Genomic DNA, 19,320 nt, shown 5'->3' on the forward strand with positions numbered 1-19,320 from the left:
GGCGCTCTCCTCGACGGTCGGCGTCAGTGACCCATGCCGAGGCCGCCGTCGACCGGGATCACGGCGCCCGAGATGTACGCGGCCGCGTCGGAGGACACCCACGCCACGACGCCCGCGACCTCGGCGGCGGTGCCGTAGCGGCCGGCCGGGATGGACTTCTTGTACTCGGCGGCTGTCGCCTCGGGCAGCTCCGCGGTCATGTCGGTCTCGATGAATCCCGGCGCGACGACGTTCGCGGTGATGCCGCGGCCGCCGAGCTCGCGCGTGACGGAGCGGGCGAGGCCCACCAGCCCGCTCTTGGATGCCGCGTAGTTGACCTGCCCGCCGGAGCCGTACAGCCCGACGACGCTGGAGATGAGGACGATGCGCCCGAAGCGCGCCTTGAGCATGCCCTTCGACGCGCGCTTGACGACGCGGAAGGCGCCGCCCAGGTTCGTGTCGACCACCTCGGTGAAGTCGTCGTCGCTCATCCGCATCATGAGGGTGTCGCGCGTGATGCCCGCGTTGGCGACCACGACCTCTACCGGTCCGTACGCGGCCTCGACCTCCGTGAACGCGGCGTCGACGGACGCGGCGTCCGTCACGTCGGCGCGCACCGTCAGGCTGCCCTCGGGGCCATTGCCGGAGCGCGCGGTGACGGCGACGCGGTGGCCCTGACGCAGCATCTCCTCGGCGATCGCGTACCCGATCCCCCTGTTGCCTCCGGTGACGACGACGGTGCGTGCGGTGCTCATGGGGGACCTTCCATTACGGCTCGGCGGGGGCTCGCGGACGCGGACGAGCCTATCGGTGGCGCGGCGTACCCTGGTCTCGATGGGGAGCGCGTCGCTCCCTCGAAGGACGCCAACCACGCATGCCAGCTCCCCAGCAGTCGGTCACCAGCCTCCCCCGGTCCCCGCAGGAGGACCGCCATGCCCGCATGGTGAAGTACACCATCGCGATGAGCATCCGCATGGTCTGCATCCTGTCCTGCCTCTTCCTCCAGGGCTGGTGGCTGGCCGTCGCCGCCATCGGCGCCATCGTGCTCCCGTACTTCGCCGTCATCCTCGCGAACGTCGGCGGCAACCAGGGCACGGCCGTCGAGCGACCCGGCGGCGTGGTGGTCGTGTCGGCCCGCCACTCCGGCTTCCCGCCGCCCGCCGAGCCGTACGTGCCCTCGGAGCCGTTCCGCGCGTCGGAGCCGTTCACCACGCCCGAGCCGTTCACGACCTACGAGACCGGTCGCGCGCCCGAGCCCACGCGCGCCTCCGACGTCCGTCCCTCGACCGCGGGCGGCGCGGCCGCGCCCGACACCCCGACCGACGCGTGAGCGGGCTCGCCTCCTGGGGCCTCGAATCCGCCGGGCCGTCCTCCGACGTCGTCGAGTGCTCGCGCGCGGGCTGCCGCGTCGACGCCGCCTGGCGGGTCGAGTGGCGCAACCCGCGGATCCACGGACCCGAGCGGGTGAAGACGTGGACCGCGTGCGACGAGCACGTCGGCTTCCTGCGCGACTTCCTCGCCGGTCGCGACTTCCCCGTGCGCGTCGCCGCGATCGACGCGCCCGTCGCGGGAGCGATCGCGTGAGCCGCTGGCGCTTCGTCCTCAACCGCAGGTGGGCCGGCTACCTCGCCGTCGCCGTCGTGTTCGCCATCGCGTGCGTGCTCCTCAGCCACTGGCAGTTCGCGCGCCGCGACGAGGCCCTCGCCGAGATCGCCAAGGTCGAGGACAACTGGGATCGCGCGCCGCAGCCCGTCGACCAGGTGCTCGCCGACGCGTCGGCGTACGTCGACACGCAGAAGTGGACCCCGGTCACCATGACCGGGACCTACCTCGTGGACGAGCAGCTGCTCGCGCGCAACCGGCCGTTCAACGGCCAGCCCGGCTTCGAGGTCCTCACGCCCCTGCGACTCGACGACGGGCGGGTGTTCGTCGTCGACCGCGGGTGGGTGCCCATCGGCAACTCGCAGGACTCCCCCGACTCCGTCCCCGCCCCGCCCGCGGGCGAGGTCACGGTGACCGCGCGGCTGAAGGCCGGCGAACCGGAGCTGCCGGGGCGTTCCGCCCCCGAGGGGCAGATCGCCACCGTCAACCTGCCCGACATCGCTGAGCGCGTCGGGTCGCCCACGTTCACGGGCGCGTACGGTCTGCTCATCTCCGAGGATCCCGCGCCCGCCGAGGCCGCGCCCTTCGCGGCCCCGCGCCCCGAGGAGGACGAGGGCCCGCACCTCTCCTACGCGTTCCAGTGGCTGGTGTTCGCCGTCATCGCGTTCGTCGGCCTCGGCGTCGCGATCCGCAACGAGTACCGCATCATCAACCAGGACGATCCCGAGGAGCAGGACCGCGAACGCGCGCGACAGGCCAAGCGCGCGCGGAAGCAGCCGTCGGACGCGGACGTCGAGGACCGGATCCTCGACGACGCGCGCTGAGCGGACGCCCCAGGCGGCCGGGCGGATCGCCCCGGCCGGGCCGGGTCAGGCCAGCTCGATGAGGTCCATGTAGTCGGGGCTCCAATGGTCCTCGGTGCCCTCCGGCATGATGAGGACGCGCTCCGGGTTGAGGGCCTCGACCGCGCCAGAGTCGTGGCTCACGAGCACCACGGCGCCCGAGTAGGTGTTGAGCGCGCCGAGGATCTCCTCGCGGCTCGCGGGGTCGAGGTTGTTGGTGGGCTCGTCGAGCAGCAGCACGTTGGCGCCGGACACGACGATCATCGCGAGCGCGAGGCGCGTCTTCTCACCGCCGGACAGGACGCCGGCGGGCTTCGCCGAGTCGTCGCCCGTGAAGAGGAACGAGCCGAGCACGCGGCGCGCCTCCATCTCGGAGATGTCGGGCGAGGAGGACACCATGTTCTCCAGCACGCTGCGCTTCACGTCGATGGTCTCGTGCTCCTGCGCGTAGTAGCCGATGCGCAGGCCGTGGCCGGGCTCGAGCCGGCCGGTGTCGGGCTGGTCGACGCCCGCGAGGATCCGCAGCAGCGTCGTCTTGCCCGCGCCGTTGAGGCCGAGGATGACGACCTTGCTGCCGCGGTCGATCGCGAGGTCGACCGCCGTGAAGATCTCGAGCGAGCCGTAGTTCTTGCTGAGGTCGCTCGCCATGAGCGGCGTGCGGCCGCAGGCCACGGGCTCGGGGAAGCGCAGCTTGGCCACGCGGTCGACGGCGCGCACCTCCTCGAGGCCGGACAGCATCTTCTCCGCGCGTCGCACCATCTGGTGGGCGGCGGCGGCCTTGGACGCCTTGGCGCCGAACTTGGCGGCCTGCAGCTGGAGGACGCCCGCCTTCTTCTCGACGTTGGCGCGCTCCTTCTTGCGGCGCTCCTCGTCGGCGGCGCGCTGGCGCTGGTAGTGCTTCCAGCCCATGTTGTAGATGTCGATGACCATGCGGTTCGCGTCGAGGTAGAAGACGCGGTTCACGGTGTCGCCGACGAGCTCGACATCGTGGCTGATCACGATCAGGCCGCCCTGGTAGCCCTTGAGGAACTCGCGCAGCCAGGTGACGGAGTCGGCGTCGAGGTGGTTGGTGGGCTCGTCGAGGAGCATCGTGTCGGCGCCGGAGAACAGGATGCGCGCGAGCTCGATGCGGCGGCGCTGACCGCCGGAGAGGGTGCTGAGCGGCTGGTCGAGGATCCGGTCGGGCAGGCTGAGGTTGCTCGCGATGGACGCGGCCTCGGCCTCGGCCGCGTACCCGCCGAGCGCGACGAAGCGCTCCTCGAGTCGGCCGTAGTCCTTCATCGCCTTCGCGGAGACCTTGTCGTCCGTGGACGCCATGTCCAGCATCGCGCGCTGCATGTCGAGCGACAGCGTGCCGAGGCCGCGGGCGTCGAGGATGCGCGTACGCGCCAGGTCCTCCGGGTTGCCGGAGCGCGGGTCCTGCGGGAGGTAGCCGATCTCGCCGGAGCGGTCGATGCGGCCGCCCGTGGGCTGGCCCTCTCCCGCGAGGATCTTGGTGAGCGTGGTCTTGCCTGCGCCGTTGCGGCCGACGAGGCCGATCTTGTCCCCCGGGCTCACCCGGAACGAGACGTCCTCCATGAGGACGCGGGCGCCGACGCGCAGCTCCAGTTCGTGTACAGCGAGCACGGTGAGAGGTCCTTCTGTTGAGCGGATGTCCCACGGTCCGTGGGAGAGGGGCGACCCGCAGCAGAGGGGGTCGAGCCCGGTCGGTCGAGGGCGTCCATCGGACCCGACCGGTCCAGTGTACGAGACGCGGGGCCGGCAGCCCCTCCCGACGATCGCCGGGCGACGCGACGACGGCCCCACCCGGAGCGGGTGGGGCCGTCGTCGAGGAGCGGTCGGGCGGAGGATCACATGGAGAAGCCGAGCGCCCGCATCATGTCGCGGCCGTCGTCGGTGATCCGGTCGGGACCCCACGGCGGCATCCACACCCAGTTGATGCGGAACGCGTCCACCACGCCGTCGAGCGCCTCGGCGGTCTGCTCCTCGAGCACGTCCGTGAGCGGGCAGCCGGCCGACGTCAGCGTCATGTGGATGATGAGGGCATCGTTCTCGTCGTCCCACGCGAGGTCGTAGATGAGCCCCAAGTCGACCACGTTGATCCCGAGCTCGGGATCCATGACGTCCTTGAGCGCCTCCTCGACCTCGTCGAACTTCTGCGGGGTCAGCGTGCTCTGCGTGCTCACGCGTCCACCGTCGTCGAGGGCGTGAGGAAGCGGTCGTAGCCCTCCTCCTCGAGGCGGTCGGCCAGCTCGCGGCCGCCCTGCTCGGCGACGCGGCCCGCGACGAACACGTGCACGAAGTCGGGCTGGATGTAGCGGAGGATGCGCGTGTAGTGCGTGATGAGCAGGAGCCCGAGGCCCGTGTTCGCCTTCGCGCGGTTGACGCCCTCGGAGACGATCTTGAGCGCGTCGACGTCGAGGCCGGAGTCGGTCTCGTCCAGCACGGCGAACTTCGGCTTCAGCAGCTCGAGTTGGAGGACCTCGTTGCGCTTCTTCTCGCCCCCGGAGAAGCCCTCGTTGACGTTGCGCTCGGCGAACGCGGGGTCCATCTTGAGCGCCGCCATGGAGGAGCGGACGTCCTTGATCCAGCCGCGGATGGCCGGGGCCTCGCCGTCGATCGCGGTCTTCGCCGTCCGCAGGAAGTTGGTGGTGGTGACGCCGGGGATCTCGACCGGGTACTGCATGGCGAGGAACAGGCCCGCGCGGGCGCGCTCGTCCACCGTCATGTCGAGGACCTCGACGCCGTCGAGCGTGATGGAGCCGGAGTCGACGTGGTACTTCGGGTGACCGGAGATCGTGTACGCCAGCGTGGACTTGCCCGAGCCGTTGGGGCCCATGATCGCGTGGATCTCGCCCTCGTTGATCGTGAGGTCGACGCCCTTGAGGATCTGCTTGCGACCCTGCTCGGTGTCGACGCTGACGTGCAGGTCGGTGATGGTGAGAGTTGACATGCGTGCGGTTCCTCTAGCTCTTCGGGGTGGTGTCGATGTGGATGTCGCCGTCCACGATCGACACGGGGTAGACGGGGACGGGCTCGTAGGCCGGCAGCGTGCGCGGCTTGCCCGTCTCGAGGGAGAACTTCGACCCGTGGGCCCAGCACTCCAGGGTGTCGCCCTCGACGAAGCCCTCGGCCAGCGAGATGTCGCCGTGCGTGCAGGTGTCGCCGATGGCGTGCACCGTGCCGGAGGAGTCCTTCACGATCGCGATGGCGAGGCCCTCGACCTCGACGCGGAGCGCCTCGTTCACGTCGAGGTCGTCGACGCCGCAGATCCGTACGGCGGTCATCGGTCGACCGCCGCGGACGGGCTGGCAGACGGGCTTGCTGACGGGCTGGCAGAGAGCTCGGCCTCGATGGCGGCCTGGAGCCGCTCCTCGAGGTCGGGGACGCCGATCTGCTGCACGATCTCGCTGAGGAAGCCGCGGACGACGAGGCGTCGCGCCTCCTCCTCCGTGATCCCGCGGGCCTGCAGGTAGAACAGCTGCTCGTCGTCGAAGCGGCCCGTGGCGCTCGCGTGGCCGGCGCCGGCGATGTCGCCGGTCTCGATCTCGAGGTTCGGGACCGAGTCGGCGCGCGTGCCGTCCGTGAGGACCAGGTTGCGGTTCTGCTCGTAGCTGTCGGTGCCCGGCGCGGAGCGGCGGATGAGGACGTCGCCGATCCACACGGTGCGGGCGCCCTTCCCCTGGAGCGCGCCCTTGTAGGTGACGCGGCTGCGGGTGTTCGGGGCATCGTGATCGACGTAGACCTGCTGCTCGAGGTGCTGGCCCGCGTCGGCGAAGTAGACGCCGAGGAGCTCGCCGTCCGCGCCCTCGTGGGAGAGGTGCGCCGAGGGGTTGACGCGCACGATGGATCCGCCGAGCGTCACCACCACGTGCTTGAGCTTGGCGTCGCGGCCGACGACGGCCTGGTGCGCGGCCAGGTGGCGCGCCTCGTCGTCCCACTGCTGCACGGTGACGACCGTGAGCTCGGCCTGGTCGCCCACGACGATCTCGACGTTCTCGGCGAGCGACGCGGATCCGGCGTTGTCGAGGATGACGACGCCGCGGCTGAACGGGGCCGCCGTGATGACGGTGTGCGCGGCGCGCGGGGCGGACCCGAGCTCGGAGCGACCGACCGTGACGGTGACGCGCTCCTCCCCCGCGACGTCAATGGCGAGCGCCTCGCCGAAGGACGACCAGGCGTTGGCCTGGGCGCGGTCCTCGGGGGCTCCCGCGGTGCCGATGCGCGCGTCGTCCCGCGGGATCCACGAGACGGACGTGCCGGCCGCCTCGGAGCTGGTGAACGGGTACCGGGAGCCGTCGAGCTCACCCGAGATGAGGTCGTCGATCCGGCGGACGGGCGTCAGCTTCCAGACGGCCTCGCGGCCGGTGACCGCCTCGAAGGCCTCGACGTCCGTGGACGTGAAGCGCTCGGAACGGGTCTGGATGGGGACTGTCGCCCACCCTCCGTCGGTGTGCGCCCGATTGCCGTGCTGGTCGGCGGGGACGGGGGCTTCTGTGGTGGCGAGTGGGGTCGTCATCTAGCCGACGGATCCTTCCATGCCCATCTCGATGAGCTTGTTGAGTTCGAGTGCGTACTCCATGGGGAGCTCGCGGGCGATGGGCTCGATGAAGCCGCGGACGATCATGGCCATGGCCTCGTCCTCGGGCATGCCCCGGCTCATCAGGTAGAACAGCTGCTCCTCGCTGACGCGCGAGACCGTGGCCTCGTGGCCGAGCTGCACGTCGTCCACGCGGATGTCGATCGCGGGGTACGTGTCGGAGCGGGAGATGGTGTCGACCAGCAGCGCGTCGCATCGGACGGTGTTGGCGGAGTGGTGCGCCGCCGCGTCCACGCGGATCTCGCCGCGGTAGCCGGCCCGGCCGCCGCCGCGCGCGATGGACTTCGACACGATCGACGACTGCGTGTACGGCGCCATGTGCACCATCTTCGCGCCGGCGTCCTGGTGCTGGCCGGGGCCGGCGAAGGCGACGGACAGGGTCTCGCCCTTCGCGCGCTCGCCCATGAGGTAGATCGAGGGGTACTTCATCGTGACCTTGGAGCCGATGTTGCCGTCGATCCATTCCATGGTCGCGCCCTCGGCCGCCGTCGCGCGCTTGGTGACGAGGTTGTAGACGTTGTTCGACCAGTTCTGGATGGTCGTGTAGCGGACGCGGGCGTCCTTCTTCACGATGATCTCGACCACCGCGGAGTGCAGCGAGTCGGACTTGTAGATGGGGGCGGTGCAGCCCTCGATGTAGTGGACGTAGCTGCCCTCGTCCGCGATGATCAGCGTCCGCTCGAACTGGCCCATGTTCTCGGTGTTGATCCGGAAGTAGGCCTGCAGCGGGATCTCGACGTGCACGCCCTTGGGCACGTACACGAACGATCCGCCGGACCAGACGGCCGTGTTCAGCGCGGCGAACTTGTTGTCGCCCGCGGGGATGACGGTGCCGAAGTACTCCTTGAACAGCTCCGGGTGCTCGCGCAGCGCCGTGTCGGTGTCCATGAAGATGACGCCCTGGTCCTCGAGCTCCTTCTGGATGGAGTGGAAGACGACCTCGGACTCGTACTGGGCCGCGACGCCGGAGACGAGCCGCTGGCGCTCCGCCTCGGGGATGCCGAGACGCTCGTACGTGTTCTTGATGTCGTCGGGCAGGTCCTCCCACGTCTGGGCCTGCTTCTCCGTGGAGCGCACGAAGTACTTGATGTTGTCGAAGTCGATGCCGGAGAGGTCGGCGCCCCACGTCGGCATGGGCTTCTTGCCGAAGAGCTCGTAGCCCTTCATGCGGTTGGCGAGCATCCACTCGGGCTCGCTCTTGCGCCGCGAGATGTCGGCGACGACCTGCGGGGAGATGCCGCGCTTGGCCGAGGCACCGGCGACGTCGGAGTCGGACCAGCCGAACTCGTACTGCCCCAGGCTCTCGAGCTCGGGTCGGTCGATGAGCACATCTGACATGGCTACCTGCTTTCCTGACGATCTGGGCGTATCAGCGCCGTATCGGCATTCACCCCCCGCACGGCGACGCCGCTTCGGTGACGAGAGGAAGACTGTGGGTGTCCGGGATGCGGCGGCTTCACGCCCCGCACCCCTCTTAGGATGAACACGAACGCGGGTGGACTTGTTCCCGCCGTCCTCGCTGACGTGCCGGATGCCGCAAGGCCCGACGTGTTCCATGAACCACCCGATTCTACGGGCAATCCAGCGGGCACGGAAGGCAGGCAGTGACTCACGGCACCGATGCGGGGCAGTCTCCCAGTGGGAGCGTGCTAGGTCAGACCCTCATGGTCACCAGGCGGCTGAGGGAGCGGCTGCCGGACGGGATCACCCGCGTCACGCGGTTCCTCGTCTGGACCACGCTCGTCGTGCAGACGCTCGTCGTCGGCACCGGCGGGCTCGTGCGGCTCACGGGCTCCGGGCTCGGCTGCCCGACGTGGCCGAGGTGCACCGCCGACTCCTTCGTCTCGACGCCGGAGATGGGCGTGCACGGGATCATCGAGTTCGGCAACCGCCTCCTGACCTTCGTGCTGGTCATCGTCGCGATCGCGACGTTCCTCGCCGTGCTGCGGCTGCGGAACCGAGGACGCGGCCTCTTCTCCATCGCCCTCGCGATCGGCCTCGGCATCCCCGCGCAGGGGGTCATCGGCGGCATCACGGTCCTGACCGGGCTGAACCCGTACATCGTGGGCCTGCACTTCGTCGTGTCGGTGGTGCTCGTCGTGCTGTCGACCGTGCTGGTGTGGCGCACCTACCACCCTCTCGACGAGGCCGAGCGATCGGTGCCGTCGTCCTTCCTGACGCTCGCGCGCATCACCTCCGTCGTCGTCGGCATCACGATCCTCGTCGGCATCGTCGTGACCGGATCCGGCCCCCACGCGGGCGACCAGGGCGCCGCGCGCAACGGGCTCGACCCGGAGCTGCTGCAGCACGTGCACAGCTGGCCGGCCTACACGACCTTCGGCCTCACGATCGCCCTCGTCGTCATCGCGGCCCGCAACAGGTGGACGGCCGTCTCGCGCTGGACCCGGGTGCTGCTCGCCGTCGAGCTCGTGCAGATCGCCGTGGGCCTCATCCAGGCACGGACGGGCCTGCCCGAGTTCCTCGTGGGGCTGCACATGGTGCTCGCGTGCCTGCTCGCGTCCGCGATGACGGCCACCCTGCTGAGCACCACCCGGCGGGCGGACACGCTCCGGCTCACCCCCGCCGAGGTGCGGCGATCCGCCCACGTGGGCTGATCCCCGCCCGTCCCGCCGACGCCCGCCCGAGCACCGCTCGCGGCGGGCGTCGTCGCGTGCGGCGCCTCAGCACAGCGGACCGACGGGGCTCATGCGTGGACCGGATGCCCATCGCGGGCCCGATCGTGCACCGGATCTCCATCACGCGGCTCGCACGGCGTGGGTGCGGAACGCGAACGCACGGCCGGACCTACGCGAACGCGCGACGCTCACCCCGCGAAGCGGGACCGCGGATCAGAAGGGCAGGAGCGGGTCGATTCCGACCGCGAGGAACAGCAGCGAGAGGTACGAGATCGACGCGTGGAAGACGCGCATCGGCTTGATGGGCTCATGGCGCACGGCGAGGTCGTACAGACGGTGGGTCTCGTAGACGAACCAGCCGCCTCCCGCGAGCGCGGCGAGCGTGTAGACGAGCCCCATGCCCGCGACCGGGATCAGCAGGAGCGAGCAGGCGAGCGTGGCCCATGCGTACAGGATGGTCTGCAGGCCGACGGCCGCGCGACCGCGCACGACGGCGAGCATGGGCACGTTGACCGAGGCGTAGTCGTCGCGGTACTTCATGGACAGCGGCCAGTAGTGCGGCGGGGTCCAGAGGAACACGATCATGAAGAGGATCACGGGTGCCCACGAGATGTCACCGGTGACGGCCGCCCAGCCGATGAGGACCGGCATGCAGCCCGCGGCTCCGCCCCAGACGATGTTCTGCGGCGTGCGGCGCTTCAGCCACAGCGTGTAGACGAAGACGTAGAAGAGGATCGCCGCCAGCGAGAGCGCGGCTGCCAGCCAGTTGGAGATGACGCCCAGCCAGACGATGCTGGCGACGCCGATGATCCAGGCGAACACGAGGGCCTCGCGGTCCGTCAGCTCCCCCGTCACCAGCGGCCGGCGCTGCGTGCGCTTCATGACGCGGTCGATGTCGCGGTCGATGTAGCAGTTGAACGCGTTCGCGCTGCCCGCGCTGAGCGTGCCGCCGACGAGGACGCCGAGGATCAGCCAGGGGTTCGGCCATCCCCCCTGGGCGAGGATCATGACGGGCGCGGTGGTCACGAGCAGGAGCTCGATGACGCGCGGCTTCGTCAGTGCGACGTACGCCTTGGTCTTCCTCGCCACGCCGATCGTCTCCCGATCGACCCGACTCTGCACCGCAACGTTCATCGCACCTCTAACTCGCCGGACATTCCCTCCCCATGGTAGGCCACGGCCCCTGCGAGCCGAGCCGCGGGGCCCCGCCAGGACGGGCTCGGAACACCTGGGGCGAGGTGGGTGTTCCCTATACTGATAGGCGGTCCGGCTGGGCCTCCCCCCATCTTCAGAAGGGCTAGAACCAAGTGGCAGCATTGCAATGGGACCCCATCGACAGCAAGGCGGTCGACACCGCACGTATCCTCGCCGCGGACGCGGTGGAGAAGGTCGGAAACGGTCACCCCGGCACCGCCATGAGCCTGGCCCCGGCGGCCTACCTCCTGTTCCAGAAGGTCATGCGCCGCGACCCGTCCGACAGCACCTGGATCGGTCGCGACCGGTTCATCCTCTCGGTGGGCCACAGCTCGCTCACGCAGTACACGCAGTTCTTCCTCGGCGGCTACGGCCTCGAGATCGAGGACCTCCAGGCCCTCCGCACGTGGGACTCCAAGACCCCGGGTCACCCGGAGTACGGCCACACCGACGGCGTCGAGATCACCACCGGCCCCCTCGGCCAGGGCCTCGCCTCCTCCGTGGGATTCGCCTACGCCGCCCGCTACGAGCGCGGCCTCTTCGACCCCGAGACCCCGGCGGGCGAGAGCCCGTTCGACCACTTCGTGTACGTGATCGCCGGCGACGGCGACATGCAGGAGGGCATCACCTCCGAGGCCTCCTCCCTCGCGGGGCACCAGGAGCTCGGCAACCTCATCGCGATCTACGACAGCAACCAGATCTCCATCGAGGACGACACCGACATCGCGTTCACCGAGGACGTGGCCGCGCGCTACGAGGCCTACGGCTGGCACGTGCAGCACGTCGACTGGAAGAAGACGGGCGAGTACGTCGAGGACGTGCAGGAGCTGTTCGACGCCGTCGAGGCCGCCAAGGCCGAGACGCGGAAGCCGTCGCTGATCATCCTGAAGACGATCATCGGCTGGCCCTCCCCCAAGAAGCAGAACTCGGGCAAGATCCACGGCTCCGCCCTCGGCGCCGAGGAGCTCGCGGCCGTCAAGCAGATCGTCGGCTTCGACCCCGAGAAGAGCTTCGAGGTGCCGGACGGCGTCCTCGAGCACACGCGCCAGGCCGTCGAGCGCGGCCAGCAGCAGCACCGCGAGTGGGACGAGAAGCTCGCCGCGTGGGCCGAGGCGAACCCCGAGCGCAAGACGCTGCTCGACCGCGTCCTCGCCGGCGACGCCCCCGCGGGCCTCGACGAGGCGCTCCCCGTGTTCCCCGCGGGCAAGGACGTCTCCACGCGCGCCGCCTCCGGCAAGGTCATCAACGCCATCGCCGAGGTCATGCCCGAGCTGTGGGGCGGCTCGGCCGACCTCGCCGAGTCGAACAACACGACCATCGAGTCGGCTCCGTCGTTCGTGCCTGCCGAGCGCTCGACCGAGATGTGGAAGGGCGACCCCTACGGCCGCGTCCTCCACTTCGGCATCCGCGAGCACGCCATGGGCGCGATCCTCAACGGGATCGTCCTGCACGGCAACACGCGCCCCTTCGGCGGCACGTTCCTCATCTTCAGCGACTACATGCGCCCGGCGGTCCGTCTCGCCGCGCTCATGAAGGCGCCGTCGATCTTCGTCTGGACGCACGACTCCGTCGCCCTCGGTGGCGACGGCCCGACGCACCAGCCGGTGGAGCAGCTCGCCAGCCTCCGCGCCATCCCGGGTCTCGACGTCATCCGCCCCGCGGACGCCAACGAGACCGCGCAGGCGTGGAAGACGATCCTCACGCGTCGCATGGGCCCCGCGGGCCTCGCGCTCTCGCGCCAGAACCTCCCGGTCCTGGAGCGCGGCACGGGCGACGCCACGGCCACCGAGTTCGCCTCGGCTGCCGGCGTGGCCAAGGGCGCGTACATCCTGGCCGACACCGAGGGCACGCCCGACGTGATCCTCATCGCCACGGGCTCCGAGGTCCAGTTCGCCGTCGAGGCCCGCGAGGCCCTCGCCGCGGACGGCGTCCAGGCCCGCGTCGTCAGCGCCCCGAGCCTCGAGTGGTTCGAGGAGCAGGACGCCGAGTACAAGGAGCACGTGCTCCCCGAGGCGGTCGCCGCGCGCGTCTCCGTCGAGGCGGGCATCTCGCTCTCCTGGAAGCAGTACGTCGGGCACCACGGCCGCAGCATCTCGATCGAGCACTTCGGCGCCAGCGCCGAGTACGAGGTCCTGTACCGCGAGTTCGGCATCACCACGGAGGCCGTAGTCAAGGCGGCCAAGGAGTCCATCGCCTCCCTCTAGAAGCTGACGAGGAGCGGGGCGGCCGAGCTGCTCCGCTCCCCGCCGGCCGCCCCGATCGACCCGCCCATCGGCGCGTCGATCGGGTACCCGGGAGGGGCGCACGCGTGCGCCCCTCCCCCCGAACCTCACAACCAGCGAGAAGAAGGCAACATGACCGACACCACTTCCCCCACCGCGCAGCTCTCCGCCGCGGGCGTCAGCATCTGGCTCGACGACCTGTCTCGCGAGCGCATCGATGCCAAGGGCATCGAGAAGGTGATCGCCGAGCGCGACGTCGTCGGCATCACGACGAACCCGACCATCTTCGCGTCGGCCCTCGCCAAGGGCGAGGCGTACGACGCCCAGGTCCGCGAGCTCGCGGCCGACGGCGCGGACGTCGACCGCGCGGTCTTCGAGATCACCACCCGCGACGTCGGCGAGGCCGCGCGCATCTTCCGCCCGGTCTACGACCGCACGGCCGGCTTCGACGGCCGCGTCTCCATCGAGGTCTCCCCCGACTTCGCCAACGACACGCAGGCGACCATCGACGAGGCCCACAAGCTGTGGGACAAGATCGCCGAGCCCAACGTCATGATCAAGATCCCCGCGACCCGCGAGGGCCTCGAGGCCATCACCGAGGTCATCGGCGCCGGCATCAGCGTCAACGTGACCCTGATCTTCAGCCTCGAGCGCTACCGCGAGGTCATCAACGCGTACCTCACCGGCCTTGAGAAGGCCAAGGCGGCGGGCATCGACCTGTCGACCATCCACTCGGTCGCCTCCTTCTTCGTGTCGCGCGTCGACACCGAGATCGACAAGCGCCTCGACGCGCTCGGCACCGACGAGGCCACCGCGCTCAAGAGCAAGGCCGGCGTCGCCAACGCTCAGCTCGCCTACCAGGCCTTCGAGCAGTCCTTCGCGTCCGAGCGGGCCCAGGGCCTCCTCGGCGCCGGCGCCAACAAGCAGCGCCCCCTCTGGGCGTCCACGGGCGTCAAGAGCCCCGACCTGCCCGACACGCTCTACGTGACGCAGCTCGTCGCGGCGGACGTCGTCAACACGATGCCCGAGAAGACGCTCGATGCCACGTTCGACCACGGCGTGATCGAGGGCGACACCATCACGGGCTCCTACGACGCCGCGAACGACGTCCTCAACCGGGTCGACGCGCTCGGCATCTCCTACAAGGAGGTCACCGAGCTCCTCGAGAAGGAGGGCGTCGAGAAGTTCAAGGTGTCGTGGAGCGAGCTCATCGAGACCGTCACGACCGCCCTGGACGGCGCCAAGTGAGCGTGCGCATCGCGCTGAGCGGCGCGGCGGCCACGGCCGTCGAGACCCACGTCCCCGCCCTCGTCGAGGCGCACGTCGCCTCCGGCATCACCGGTCTGGACGGCACGCTGTGGGGTCCGGACGCCGAGTCCGAGGCCACCAAGCGCCTCGGCTGGACGCAGGCGGTCTCCGTCTCCCGTCCGCTGGTCGCCGAGATCACGGCGCTCCGCGAGGAGCTCCGCAGCCAGGGCGTCGACCACATCGTCCTCGGCGGCATGGGCGGATCCTCGCTCGCGCCCGAGGTCATCACCCGCACCGCGGGCGTCGAGCTCACGGTCCTCGACTCGACCGACCCGGGCCAGGTGCTCGCCGCGCTCGGCGACCGCCTCGCCACCACGGCGGTCGTCATCTCCTCGAAGTCCGGATCCACGCTCGAGACGGACAGCCAGAAGCGCGTCTACGAGAAGTCGTTCCGCGAGGCGGGCATCGACCCGACCACGCGCATCGTCATCGTGACCGACCCGGGCTCCCCGCTCGACGAGTCTGCCCGCGCCGACGGCTACCGGGTCTTCAACGCGGACCCCGACGTGGGCGGCCGCTACAGCGCACTGACCGCGTTCGGCCTCGTGCCGTCCGGCCTCGCCGGCGCCGACATCGGCGGCCTGCTCGACGAGGCGGAGGCCGCGTCCGCGCAGCTCGCCGTCGACGACGTGTCGAACCCGGGCCTCGTGCTCGGCGCCGCGATCGCCGGCACCTCGCCGCTCAAGGACAAGCTCGGCATCGTCTCCGACGGCACGCACATCGTGGGCTTCGGCGACTGGGTCGAGCAGCTCATCGCGGAGTCCACCGGCAAGCTCGGCACGGGCCTCCTGCCCGTCGTGCTGCCGACCGACGCCCCCGAGCTGTCGCTCGACCTGGCCGACCTGCAGATCGCGCGGCTCGTCGCCGACGTCGACGCGCACGACGCGGTCGAGGGCGAGATCGTCATCAGCGGCACGCTCGGCGCGCAGATCCTCACGTGGGAGTACGCCGTCGCGGTCGCGGGACGCCTGCTCGAGATCAACCCCTTCGACCAGCCCGACGTGGAGGCCGCCAAGGTCGCCGCGCGCGGACTGCTCGACGACCGTCCCGCGCCCGAGGCCCCCGTCGTCACGACGGACGGCATCGAGGTGCGCGGCACGAGCGAGGTCACCGAGGGCGCGTCCGACGTGTCCTCCGCCATCGACGCCCTGCTCGCGCAGGTCGGCCCCACGGGCTACGTCGCCGTGCAGGCCTTCGTCGACCGCCTCGCGCTGCCGGAGCTCGAGAGCCTGCGCGACGCGGTGGCCCGCAAGGTCGGCCGCCCCGTCACGTTCGGCTGGGGTCCGCGCTTCCTCCACTCCACGGGGCAGTTCCACAAGGGCGGCACCCCCGTCGGCGTGTTCCTGCAGATCACCGCGGAGGCGGCCGAGGATCTCGAGATCCCCGACCGCCCCTTCACCTTCGGCCAGCTCATCCAGGCGCAGGCCGCCGGCGACGCCACCGTGCTCGCCGAGCACGGCCGTCCCGTCCTGCGACTGAACCTGACCGACCCCACCACGGACGCCCGGGCCCTGCTCTCGACGCTCGAATGACCGCATCGCCGGATCCGTCCGGCAGATCGAGGAGTTACATGTCGCCGGTGGATATCACCCCGGAATTCAATCCACTGCGGATCCCGTCTGATCGACGGCTGAACCGCATCGCGGGGCCGAGCAGCCTCATCATCTTCGGCGTGACGGGTGACCTGTCGCGCAAGAAGCTGATGCCGGCCGTCTACGACCTCGCCAACCGGGGGCTCCTGCCCCCCGGCTTCGCGCTCATCGGCTTCGCCCGGAGGGACTGGGAGGACCAGGACTTCGAGCAGGTCGTGTACGAGGCCGTCAAGCAGTACTCGCGCACCAAGTTCGACGAGGACGTCTGGCGCCAGCTGGCGCAGGGCATCCGCTTCGTGCAGGGCACCTTCGACGACGACGAGGCGTTCCAGACGCTGAAGGACATCACGGAGGAGCTCGACCGCGAGCGGGGCACGATGGGGAACCACGCGTTCTACCTGTCGATCCCGCCGAAGTCCTTCCCGCTGGTCACCGAGCAGCTCCGCCGCTCGGGCCTGGCAGACCAGAAGGAGGGCCACTGGCGCCGCGTCGTCATCGAGAAGCCCTTCGGGAGCGACCTCAAGACGGCGCGCGAGCTCAACGCCGTCGTCGAGTCGGTCTTCCCGCCGGACTCGGTGTTCCGCATCGACCACTACCTGGGCAAGGAGACGGTCCAGAACATCCTGGCGCTGCGCTTCGCGAACCAGCTCTACGAGCCCCTGTGGAACGCCAACTACGTGGACCACGTGCAGATCACCATGGCCGAGGACATCGGCGTGGGCGGCCGTGCCGGCTACTACGACGGCATCGGCGCGGCGCGCGACGTGATCCAGAACCACCTCCTGCAGCTCCTCGCCCTCACGGCCATGGAGGAGCCCGTCGCGTTCGACGCGTCGAGCCTCCGGGACGAGAAGGAGAAGGTGCTGTCCGCGGTGCGCCTGCCGAAGGACCTCTCCACCGCCACGGCCCGCGGGCAGTACGCCGGCGGCTGGCAGGGCGGCGAGGAGGTCGTGGGCTTCCTCGACGAGGACGGCATGGACCCCGAGTCCCTGACCGAGACCTACGCGGCCATGCGACTCGACATCAACACGCGCCGCTGGTCCGGCGTGCCGTTCTACCTGCGGGCGGGCAAGCGCCTCGGCCGCCGCGTGACGGAGATCGCGGTCGTGTTCAAGCGCGCGCCTCAGAACCTGTTCGCGGAGGACCAGACGTCGGCCCTCGGGCAGAACGCGCTCGTCATCCGGGTGCAGCCCGACGAGGGCGTCACCATCCGCTTCGGCTCCAAGGTGCCGGGCGCGGGGATGCAGGTGCGCGACGTCACCATGGACTTCGGCTACGGCCACGCCTTCACCGAGGCGAGCCCGGAGGCGTACGAGCGGCTCATCCTCGATGTGCTGCTCGGCGACCCGCCGCTCTTCCCCCGCCACCAGGAGGTCGAGCTGAGCTGGAAGATCCTGGACCCCATCGAAGAATTCTGGCGCACGCAGGGCCAGCCCGAGCAGTACCGTCCGGGCACCTGGGGGCCGGCCTCGGCCGACGAGCTCCTCGCCCGCGACGGACGGACCTGGAGGCGGCCATGAGAGTCGATCTGCCGAACACCACCACCGCCAAGATCTCGAAGGCGCTCGTCAAGATCCGCGAGGAGGGCGGCGCGGTCGCCCTCGGTCGCGTCCTGACGCTCGTGATCTCCACCTCCCTCGGCAGCGAGGAGGAGGCCATCGAGGCCGCCAACGACGCCTCGCGCGAGCACCCCATGCGCGTCATCGTGATCTCCACCGAGCGCGGTGCCGCCGCGGAGACGACGACCGAGAAGGCGCGCGTCGACGCCGAGATCCGCGTGGGCGGGGACGCCGGCGCGAGCGAGGTCGTCGTGCTGCGCGTCTACGGCGCGGCCGCCGAGGACGAGGAGAGCCTGGTCACGGGACTCCTCCTCCCCGACGCTCCCGTCGTGGCCTGGTGGCCGCACGATGCTCCCGCGGTCGTCAGCCAGTCGCCGCTCGGCCGCATCGCGCAGCGCCGCATCACGGACTCGTCCACGAGCAGCAACCCGCGCCTGGCCCTGCAGCACCTGGCGGCGACGTACGCCCCCGGCGACACGGACTTCGCCTGGACGCGCCTCACGCTATGGCGTGCGTTGCTCGCCGCGGTGCTCGACCAGCCGCCGTACGAGCCCGTCACGCAGGTGGAGGTGTCCGGCGCCGCCGACTCCCCCTCCACCGTGCTGCTCGCCGCGTGGCTCGGCCTGCAGCTGCAGGTGCCCGTGCTCCACGAGGTCACCACGCGCGCCACCGGCTCGAGCGGGATCCATGGCGTGCGGCTCCACCGCGCGTCGGGCGTCATCGACCTCGACCGGCCGATCGCCAACGTGGCGACGCTCAAGCAGCCGAACCAGCCGACGCACGACGTGAGCCTCCCCCGGCGCAGCCTCCGCGACTGCCTGGCCGAGGAGCTGCGACGCCTCGACCCGGACGCGCTCTACGGGGACGTGATCCGTCACGGTCTCGAACGCTCGAACGCCGGCCACGGGTACATCCCCGCGTCCACCACCGCACGGAAGGACTCGGGAGACCGATGACGAACGACCGCAGGGTGCTCGTGCACCCCGACAAGAAGGCCATGACCGGCTCCGTCGCCGCGCGCTTCCTCACGAAGCTCGTCGACATCCTGGATGAGGAGGAGACCGCGAACGTCGTCCTCACCGGGGGGACGGTCGGCCCGAGCATCCTCGCGGCCGTCAACGAGTCCGCGGCGCGCGACAGCGTCGACTGGACGCGCGTGCACTTCTGGTTCGGCGACGAGCGGTGGCTGCCCCACGGCGACCCCGAGCGCAACGACACCACGGTGCGCGCGGCTCTGCTCGATCACCTCGAGCTGCCCGCGGAGAACGTCCACGCCATGGGCGCGAGCGATGCGGGTCTGAGCCTCGACGAGGCCGTGGCCGCGTACACGGCGGAGCTCGCCGCGCACGCCAACGGCGACACCGCGCTCCCCCGGTTCGACATCACGTTCCTCGGCGTCGGGCCGGACGGGCACGTGGCGTCGCTCTTCCCCGACAGCGACGGCATCCGCACCATGGACGCCGCCGTGATCCCCGTGCGCAACTCGCCGAAGCCGCCGGCCGAGCGCATCTCGCTCACGCTGCCTGTGCTGAACTCGTCGCTGCGCATCTGGATGGTGCTCGCGGGTCCCGACAAGGCGTTCGCGCTCGGCTTGGCGCTCGCGGGCGCCGACCGGACCGAGGTGCCCGTCGCGGGCATCAAGGGCCGCAAGCGCACGGTGTTCTTCATCGACCGCGAGGCCGCCGCCGACGTCCCGGAGAACCTCCGGCTGTCGTCGTACTGACGCGGGAGCCGGCGCGGTCCGGCGCGCGACACGACGGGCGGGTCCTCCGGGGCCCGCCCTTCG

General features: G+C 70.6%; 18 protein-coding genes. 10 read left to right on the forward strand and 8 right to left on the reverse strand.

Annotation, left to right across the window (positions count from 1 at the left end; all coding sequences use genetic code 11):
* Positions 1 to 23: 23 nt before the first annotated feature.
* Positions 24 to 734, reverse strand: coding sequence for a 3-oxoacyl-ACP reductase FabG (gene fabG / locus NL142_RS09065; RefSeq protein WP_194682479.1), 711 nt, complete (start codon positions 732 to 734; stop codon positions 24 to 26).
* 119 nt (positions 735 to 853) lie between these two features.
* On the opposite strand from fabG, the gene NL142_RS09070 reads away from it, so the two are divergent.
* The 3 genes from NL142_RS09070 to NL142_RS09080 are packed head-to-tail and all read left to right on the forward strand — an operon-like array spanning position 854 to position 2,405.
* Positions 854 to 1,309 carry a DUF3099 domain-containing protein gene (locus tag NL142_RS09070; protein ID WP_194682478.1) on the forward strand — a complete coding sequence of 152 codons (456 nt, stop codon included), beginning with the start codon at positions 854 to 856 and terminating at the stop codon, positions 1,307 to 1,309.
* Positions 1,306 to 1,563 (forward strand): hypothetical protein, encoded by a 258-nt coding sequence (locus NL142_RS09075; protein ID WP_435078953.1) that lies wholly within the window; start codon positions 1,306 to 1,308, stop codon positions 1,561 to 1,563. The genes NL142_RS09070 and NL142_RS09075 overlap by 4 nt, the downstream gene beginning before the upstream one ends.
* Positions 1,560 to 2,405: an SURF1 family cytochrome oxidase biogenesis protein gene (locus tag NL142_RS09080; RefSeq protein ID WP_435078955.1), complete on the forward strand. Its 846-nt coding sequence runs from the start codon at positions 1,560 to 1,562 to the stop codon at positions 2,403 to 2,405. The genes NL142_RS09075 and NL142_RS09080 overlap by 4 nt, the downstream gene beginning before the upstream one ends.
* Positions 2,406 to 2,450: 45 nt before the next feature.
* On the opposite strand, the gene NL142_RS09085 is transcribed toward NL142_RS09080, so the two are convergent.
* The 6 genes from NL142_RS09085 to sufB form a co-directional block, all read right to left on the reverse strand.
* Positions 2,451 to 4,049: an ABC-F family ATP-binding cassette domain-containing protein gene (locus NL142_RS09085; protein WP_043586702.1), complete on the reverse strand. Its 1,599-nt coding sequence runs from the start codon at positions 4,047 to 4,049 to the stop codon at positions 2,451 to 2,453.
* 224 nt (positions 4,050 to 4,273) lie between these two features.
* Entirely contained in the window at positions 4,274 to 4,609 is a 336-nt protein-coding gene (locus tag NL142_RS09090; RefSeq protein WP_012038415.1) for a metal-sulfur cluster assembly factor, read from the reverse strand.
* Positions 4,606 to 5,376 (reverse strand): Fe-S cluster assembly ATPase SufC, encoded by a 771-nt coding sequence (sufC, locus tag NL142_RS09095; protein ID WP_012038416.1) that lies wholly within the window; start codon positions 5,374 to 5,376, stop codon positions 4,606 to 4,608. The genes NL142_RS09090 and sufC overlap by 4 nt, the downstream gene beginning before the upstream one ends.
* A gap of 13 nt (positions 5,377 to 5,389) precedes the next feature.
* Entirely contained in the window at positions 5,390 to 5,710 is a 321-nt protein-coding gene (locus NL142_RS09100; RefSeq protein ID WP_043586697.1) for a non-heme iron oxygenase ferredoxin subunit, read from the reverse strand.
* Complete coding sequence (gene sufD, locus NL142_RS09105; RefSeq protein WP_435078959.1) at positions 5,707 to 6,942, reverse strand: Fe-S cluster assembly protein SufD; 1,236 nt, start codon at positions 6,940 to 6,942, stop codon at positions 5,707 to 5,709. Before sufD ends, NL142_RS09100 begins: the two co-directional genes overlap by 4 nt.
* Positions 6,943 to 8,361, reverse strand: a complete 1,419-nt coding sequence (gene sufB / locus NL142_RS09110) for a Fe-S cluster assembly protein SufB (protein ID WP_012038419.1) — start codon at positions 8,359 to 8,361, stop codon at positions 6,943 to 6,945.
* Positions 8,362 to 8,627: 266 nt separating this feature from the next.
* On the opposite strand from sufB, the gene NL142_RS09115 reads away from it, so the two are divergent.
* On the forward strand, positions 8,628 to 9,638 hold the full coding sequence (locus NL142_RS09115) for a COX15/CtaA family protein (RefSeq protein ID WP_194682472.1): 1,011 nt from the start codon (positions 8,628 to 8,630) through the stop codon (positions 9,636 to 9,638).
* Between the two features lie 234 nt (positions 9,639 to 9,872).
* Here NL142_RS09115 and NL142_RS09120 read toward each other — a convergent pair whose 3' ends face one another.
* Positions 9,873 to 10,793, reverse strand: a complete 921-nt coding sequence (locus NL142_RS09120; protein ID WP_012038421.1) for a heme o synthase — start codon at positions 10,791 to 10,793, stop codon at positions 9,873 to 9,875.
* A 173-nt stretch (positions 10,794 to 10,966) separates the two neighbouring features.
* On the opposite strand from NL142_RS09120, the gene tkt reads away from it, so the two are divergent.
* From tkt to pgl, 6 genes are all read left to right on the forward strand, one after another.
* A complete protein-coding gene (tkt, locus tag NL142_RS09125; RefSeq protein WP_435078962.1) occupies positions 10,967 to 13,057 on the forward strand; it encodes a transketolase in 2,091 nt (696 codons plus the stop codon).
* Positions 13,058 to 13,207: 150 nt separating this feature from the next.
* A complete protein-coding gene (gene tal, locus NL142_RS09130) occupies positions 13,208 to 14,323 on the forward strand; it encodes a transaldolase (RefSeq protein WP_204574921.1) in 1,116 nt (371 codons plus the stop codon).
* Positions 14,320 to 15,915, forward strand: a complete 1,596-nt coding sequence (locus NL142_RS09135; protein ID WP_435078965.1) for a glucose-6-phosphate isomerase — start codon at positions 14,320 to 14,322, stop codon at positions 15,913 to 15,915. Before tal ends, NL142_RS09135 begins: the two co-directional genes overlap by 4 nt.
* A gap of 38 nt (positions 15,916 to 15,953) precedes the next feature.
* On the forward strand, positions 15,954 to 17,495 hold the full coding sequence (gene zwf / locus NL142_RS09140) for a glucose-6-phosphate dehydrogenase (RefSeq protein ID WP_012038425.1): 1,542 nt from the start codon (positions 15,954 to 15,956) through the stop codon (positions 17,493 to 17,495).
* Complete coding sequence (locus NL142_RS09145; RefSeq protein ID WP_043586688.1) at positions 17,492 to 18,490, forward strand: glucose-6-phosphate dehydrogenase assembly protein OpcA; 999 nt, start codon at positions 17,492 to 17,494, stop codon at positions 18,488 to 18,490. The genes zwf and NL142_RS09145 overlap by 4 nt, the downstream gene beginning before the upstream one ends.
* Positions 18,487 to 19,257 carry a 6-phosphogluconolactonase gene (pgl, locus tag NL142_RS09150; protein ID WP_194682469.1) on the forward strand — a complete coding sequence of 257 codons (771 nt, stop codon included), beginning with the start codon at positions 18,487 to 18,489 and terminating at the stop codon, positions 19,255 to 19,257. Before NL142_RS09145 ends, pgl begins: the two co-directional genes overlap by 4 nt.
* Positions 19,258 to 19,320: the final 63 nt, after the last annotated feature.

Origin of the sequence: Clavibacter quasicaliforniensis (assembly GCF_051201715.1) — a bacterium.
Taxonomy (GTDB): Bacteria; Actinomycetota; Actinomycetes; order Actinomycetales; family Microbacteriaceae; genus Clavibacter; species Clavibacter seminis.

What these genes read in the sequence shown, in the direction of transcription:
- NL142_RS09120 (WP_012038421.1), bottom strand. Translation starts at nt 10,793, where the DNA reads ATGAACGTTGCGGTGCAGAGTCGGGTCGATCGGGAGACGATCGGCGTG.
- NL142_RS09100 (WP_043586697.1), bottom strand. Translation starts at nt 5,710, where the DNA reads ATGACCGCCGTACGGATCTGCGGCGTCGACGACCTCGACGTGAACGAG.
- tal (WP_204574921.1), top strand. Translation starts at nt 13,208, where the DNA reads ATGACCGACACCACTTCCCCCACCGCGCAGCTCTCCGCCGCGGGCGTC.
- sufB (WP_012038419.1), bottom strand. Translation starts at nt 8,361, where the DNA reads ATGTCAGATGTGCTCATCGACCGACCCGAGCTCGAGAGCCTGGGGCAG.
- NL142_RS09070 (WP_194682478.1), top strand. Translation starts at nt 854, where the DNA reads ATGCCAGCTCCCCAGCAGTCGGTCACCAGCCTCCCCCGGTCCCCGCAG.
- pgl (WP_194682469.1), top strand. Translation starts at nt 18,487, where the DNA reads ATGACGAACGACCGCAGGGTGCTCGTGCACCCCGACAAGAAGGCCATG.
- zwf (WP_012038425.1), top strand. Translation starts at nt 15,954, where the DNA reads ATGTCGCCGGTGGATATCACCCCGGAATTCAATCCACTGCGGATCCCG.
- sufC (WP_012038416.1), bottom strand. Translation starts at nt 5,376, where the DNA reads ATGTCAACTCTCACCATCACCGACCTGCACGTCAGCGTCGACACCGAG.
- sufD (WP_435078959.1), bottom strand. Translation starts at nt 6,942, where the DNA reads ATGACGACCCCACTCGCCACCACAGAAGCCCCCGTCCCCGCCGACCAG.
- fabG (WP_194682479.1), bottom strand. Translation starts at nt 734, where the DNA reads ATGAGCACCGCACGCACCGTCGTCGTCACCGGAGGCAACAGGGGGATC.
- NL142_RS09145 (WP_043586688.1), top strand. Translation starts at nt 17,492, where the DNA reads ATGAGAGTCGATCTGCCGAACACCACCACCGCCAAGATCTCGAAGGCG.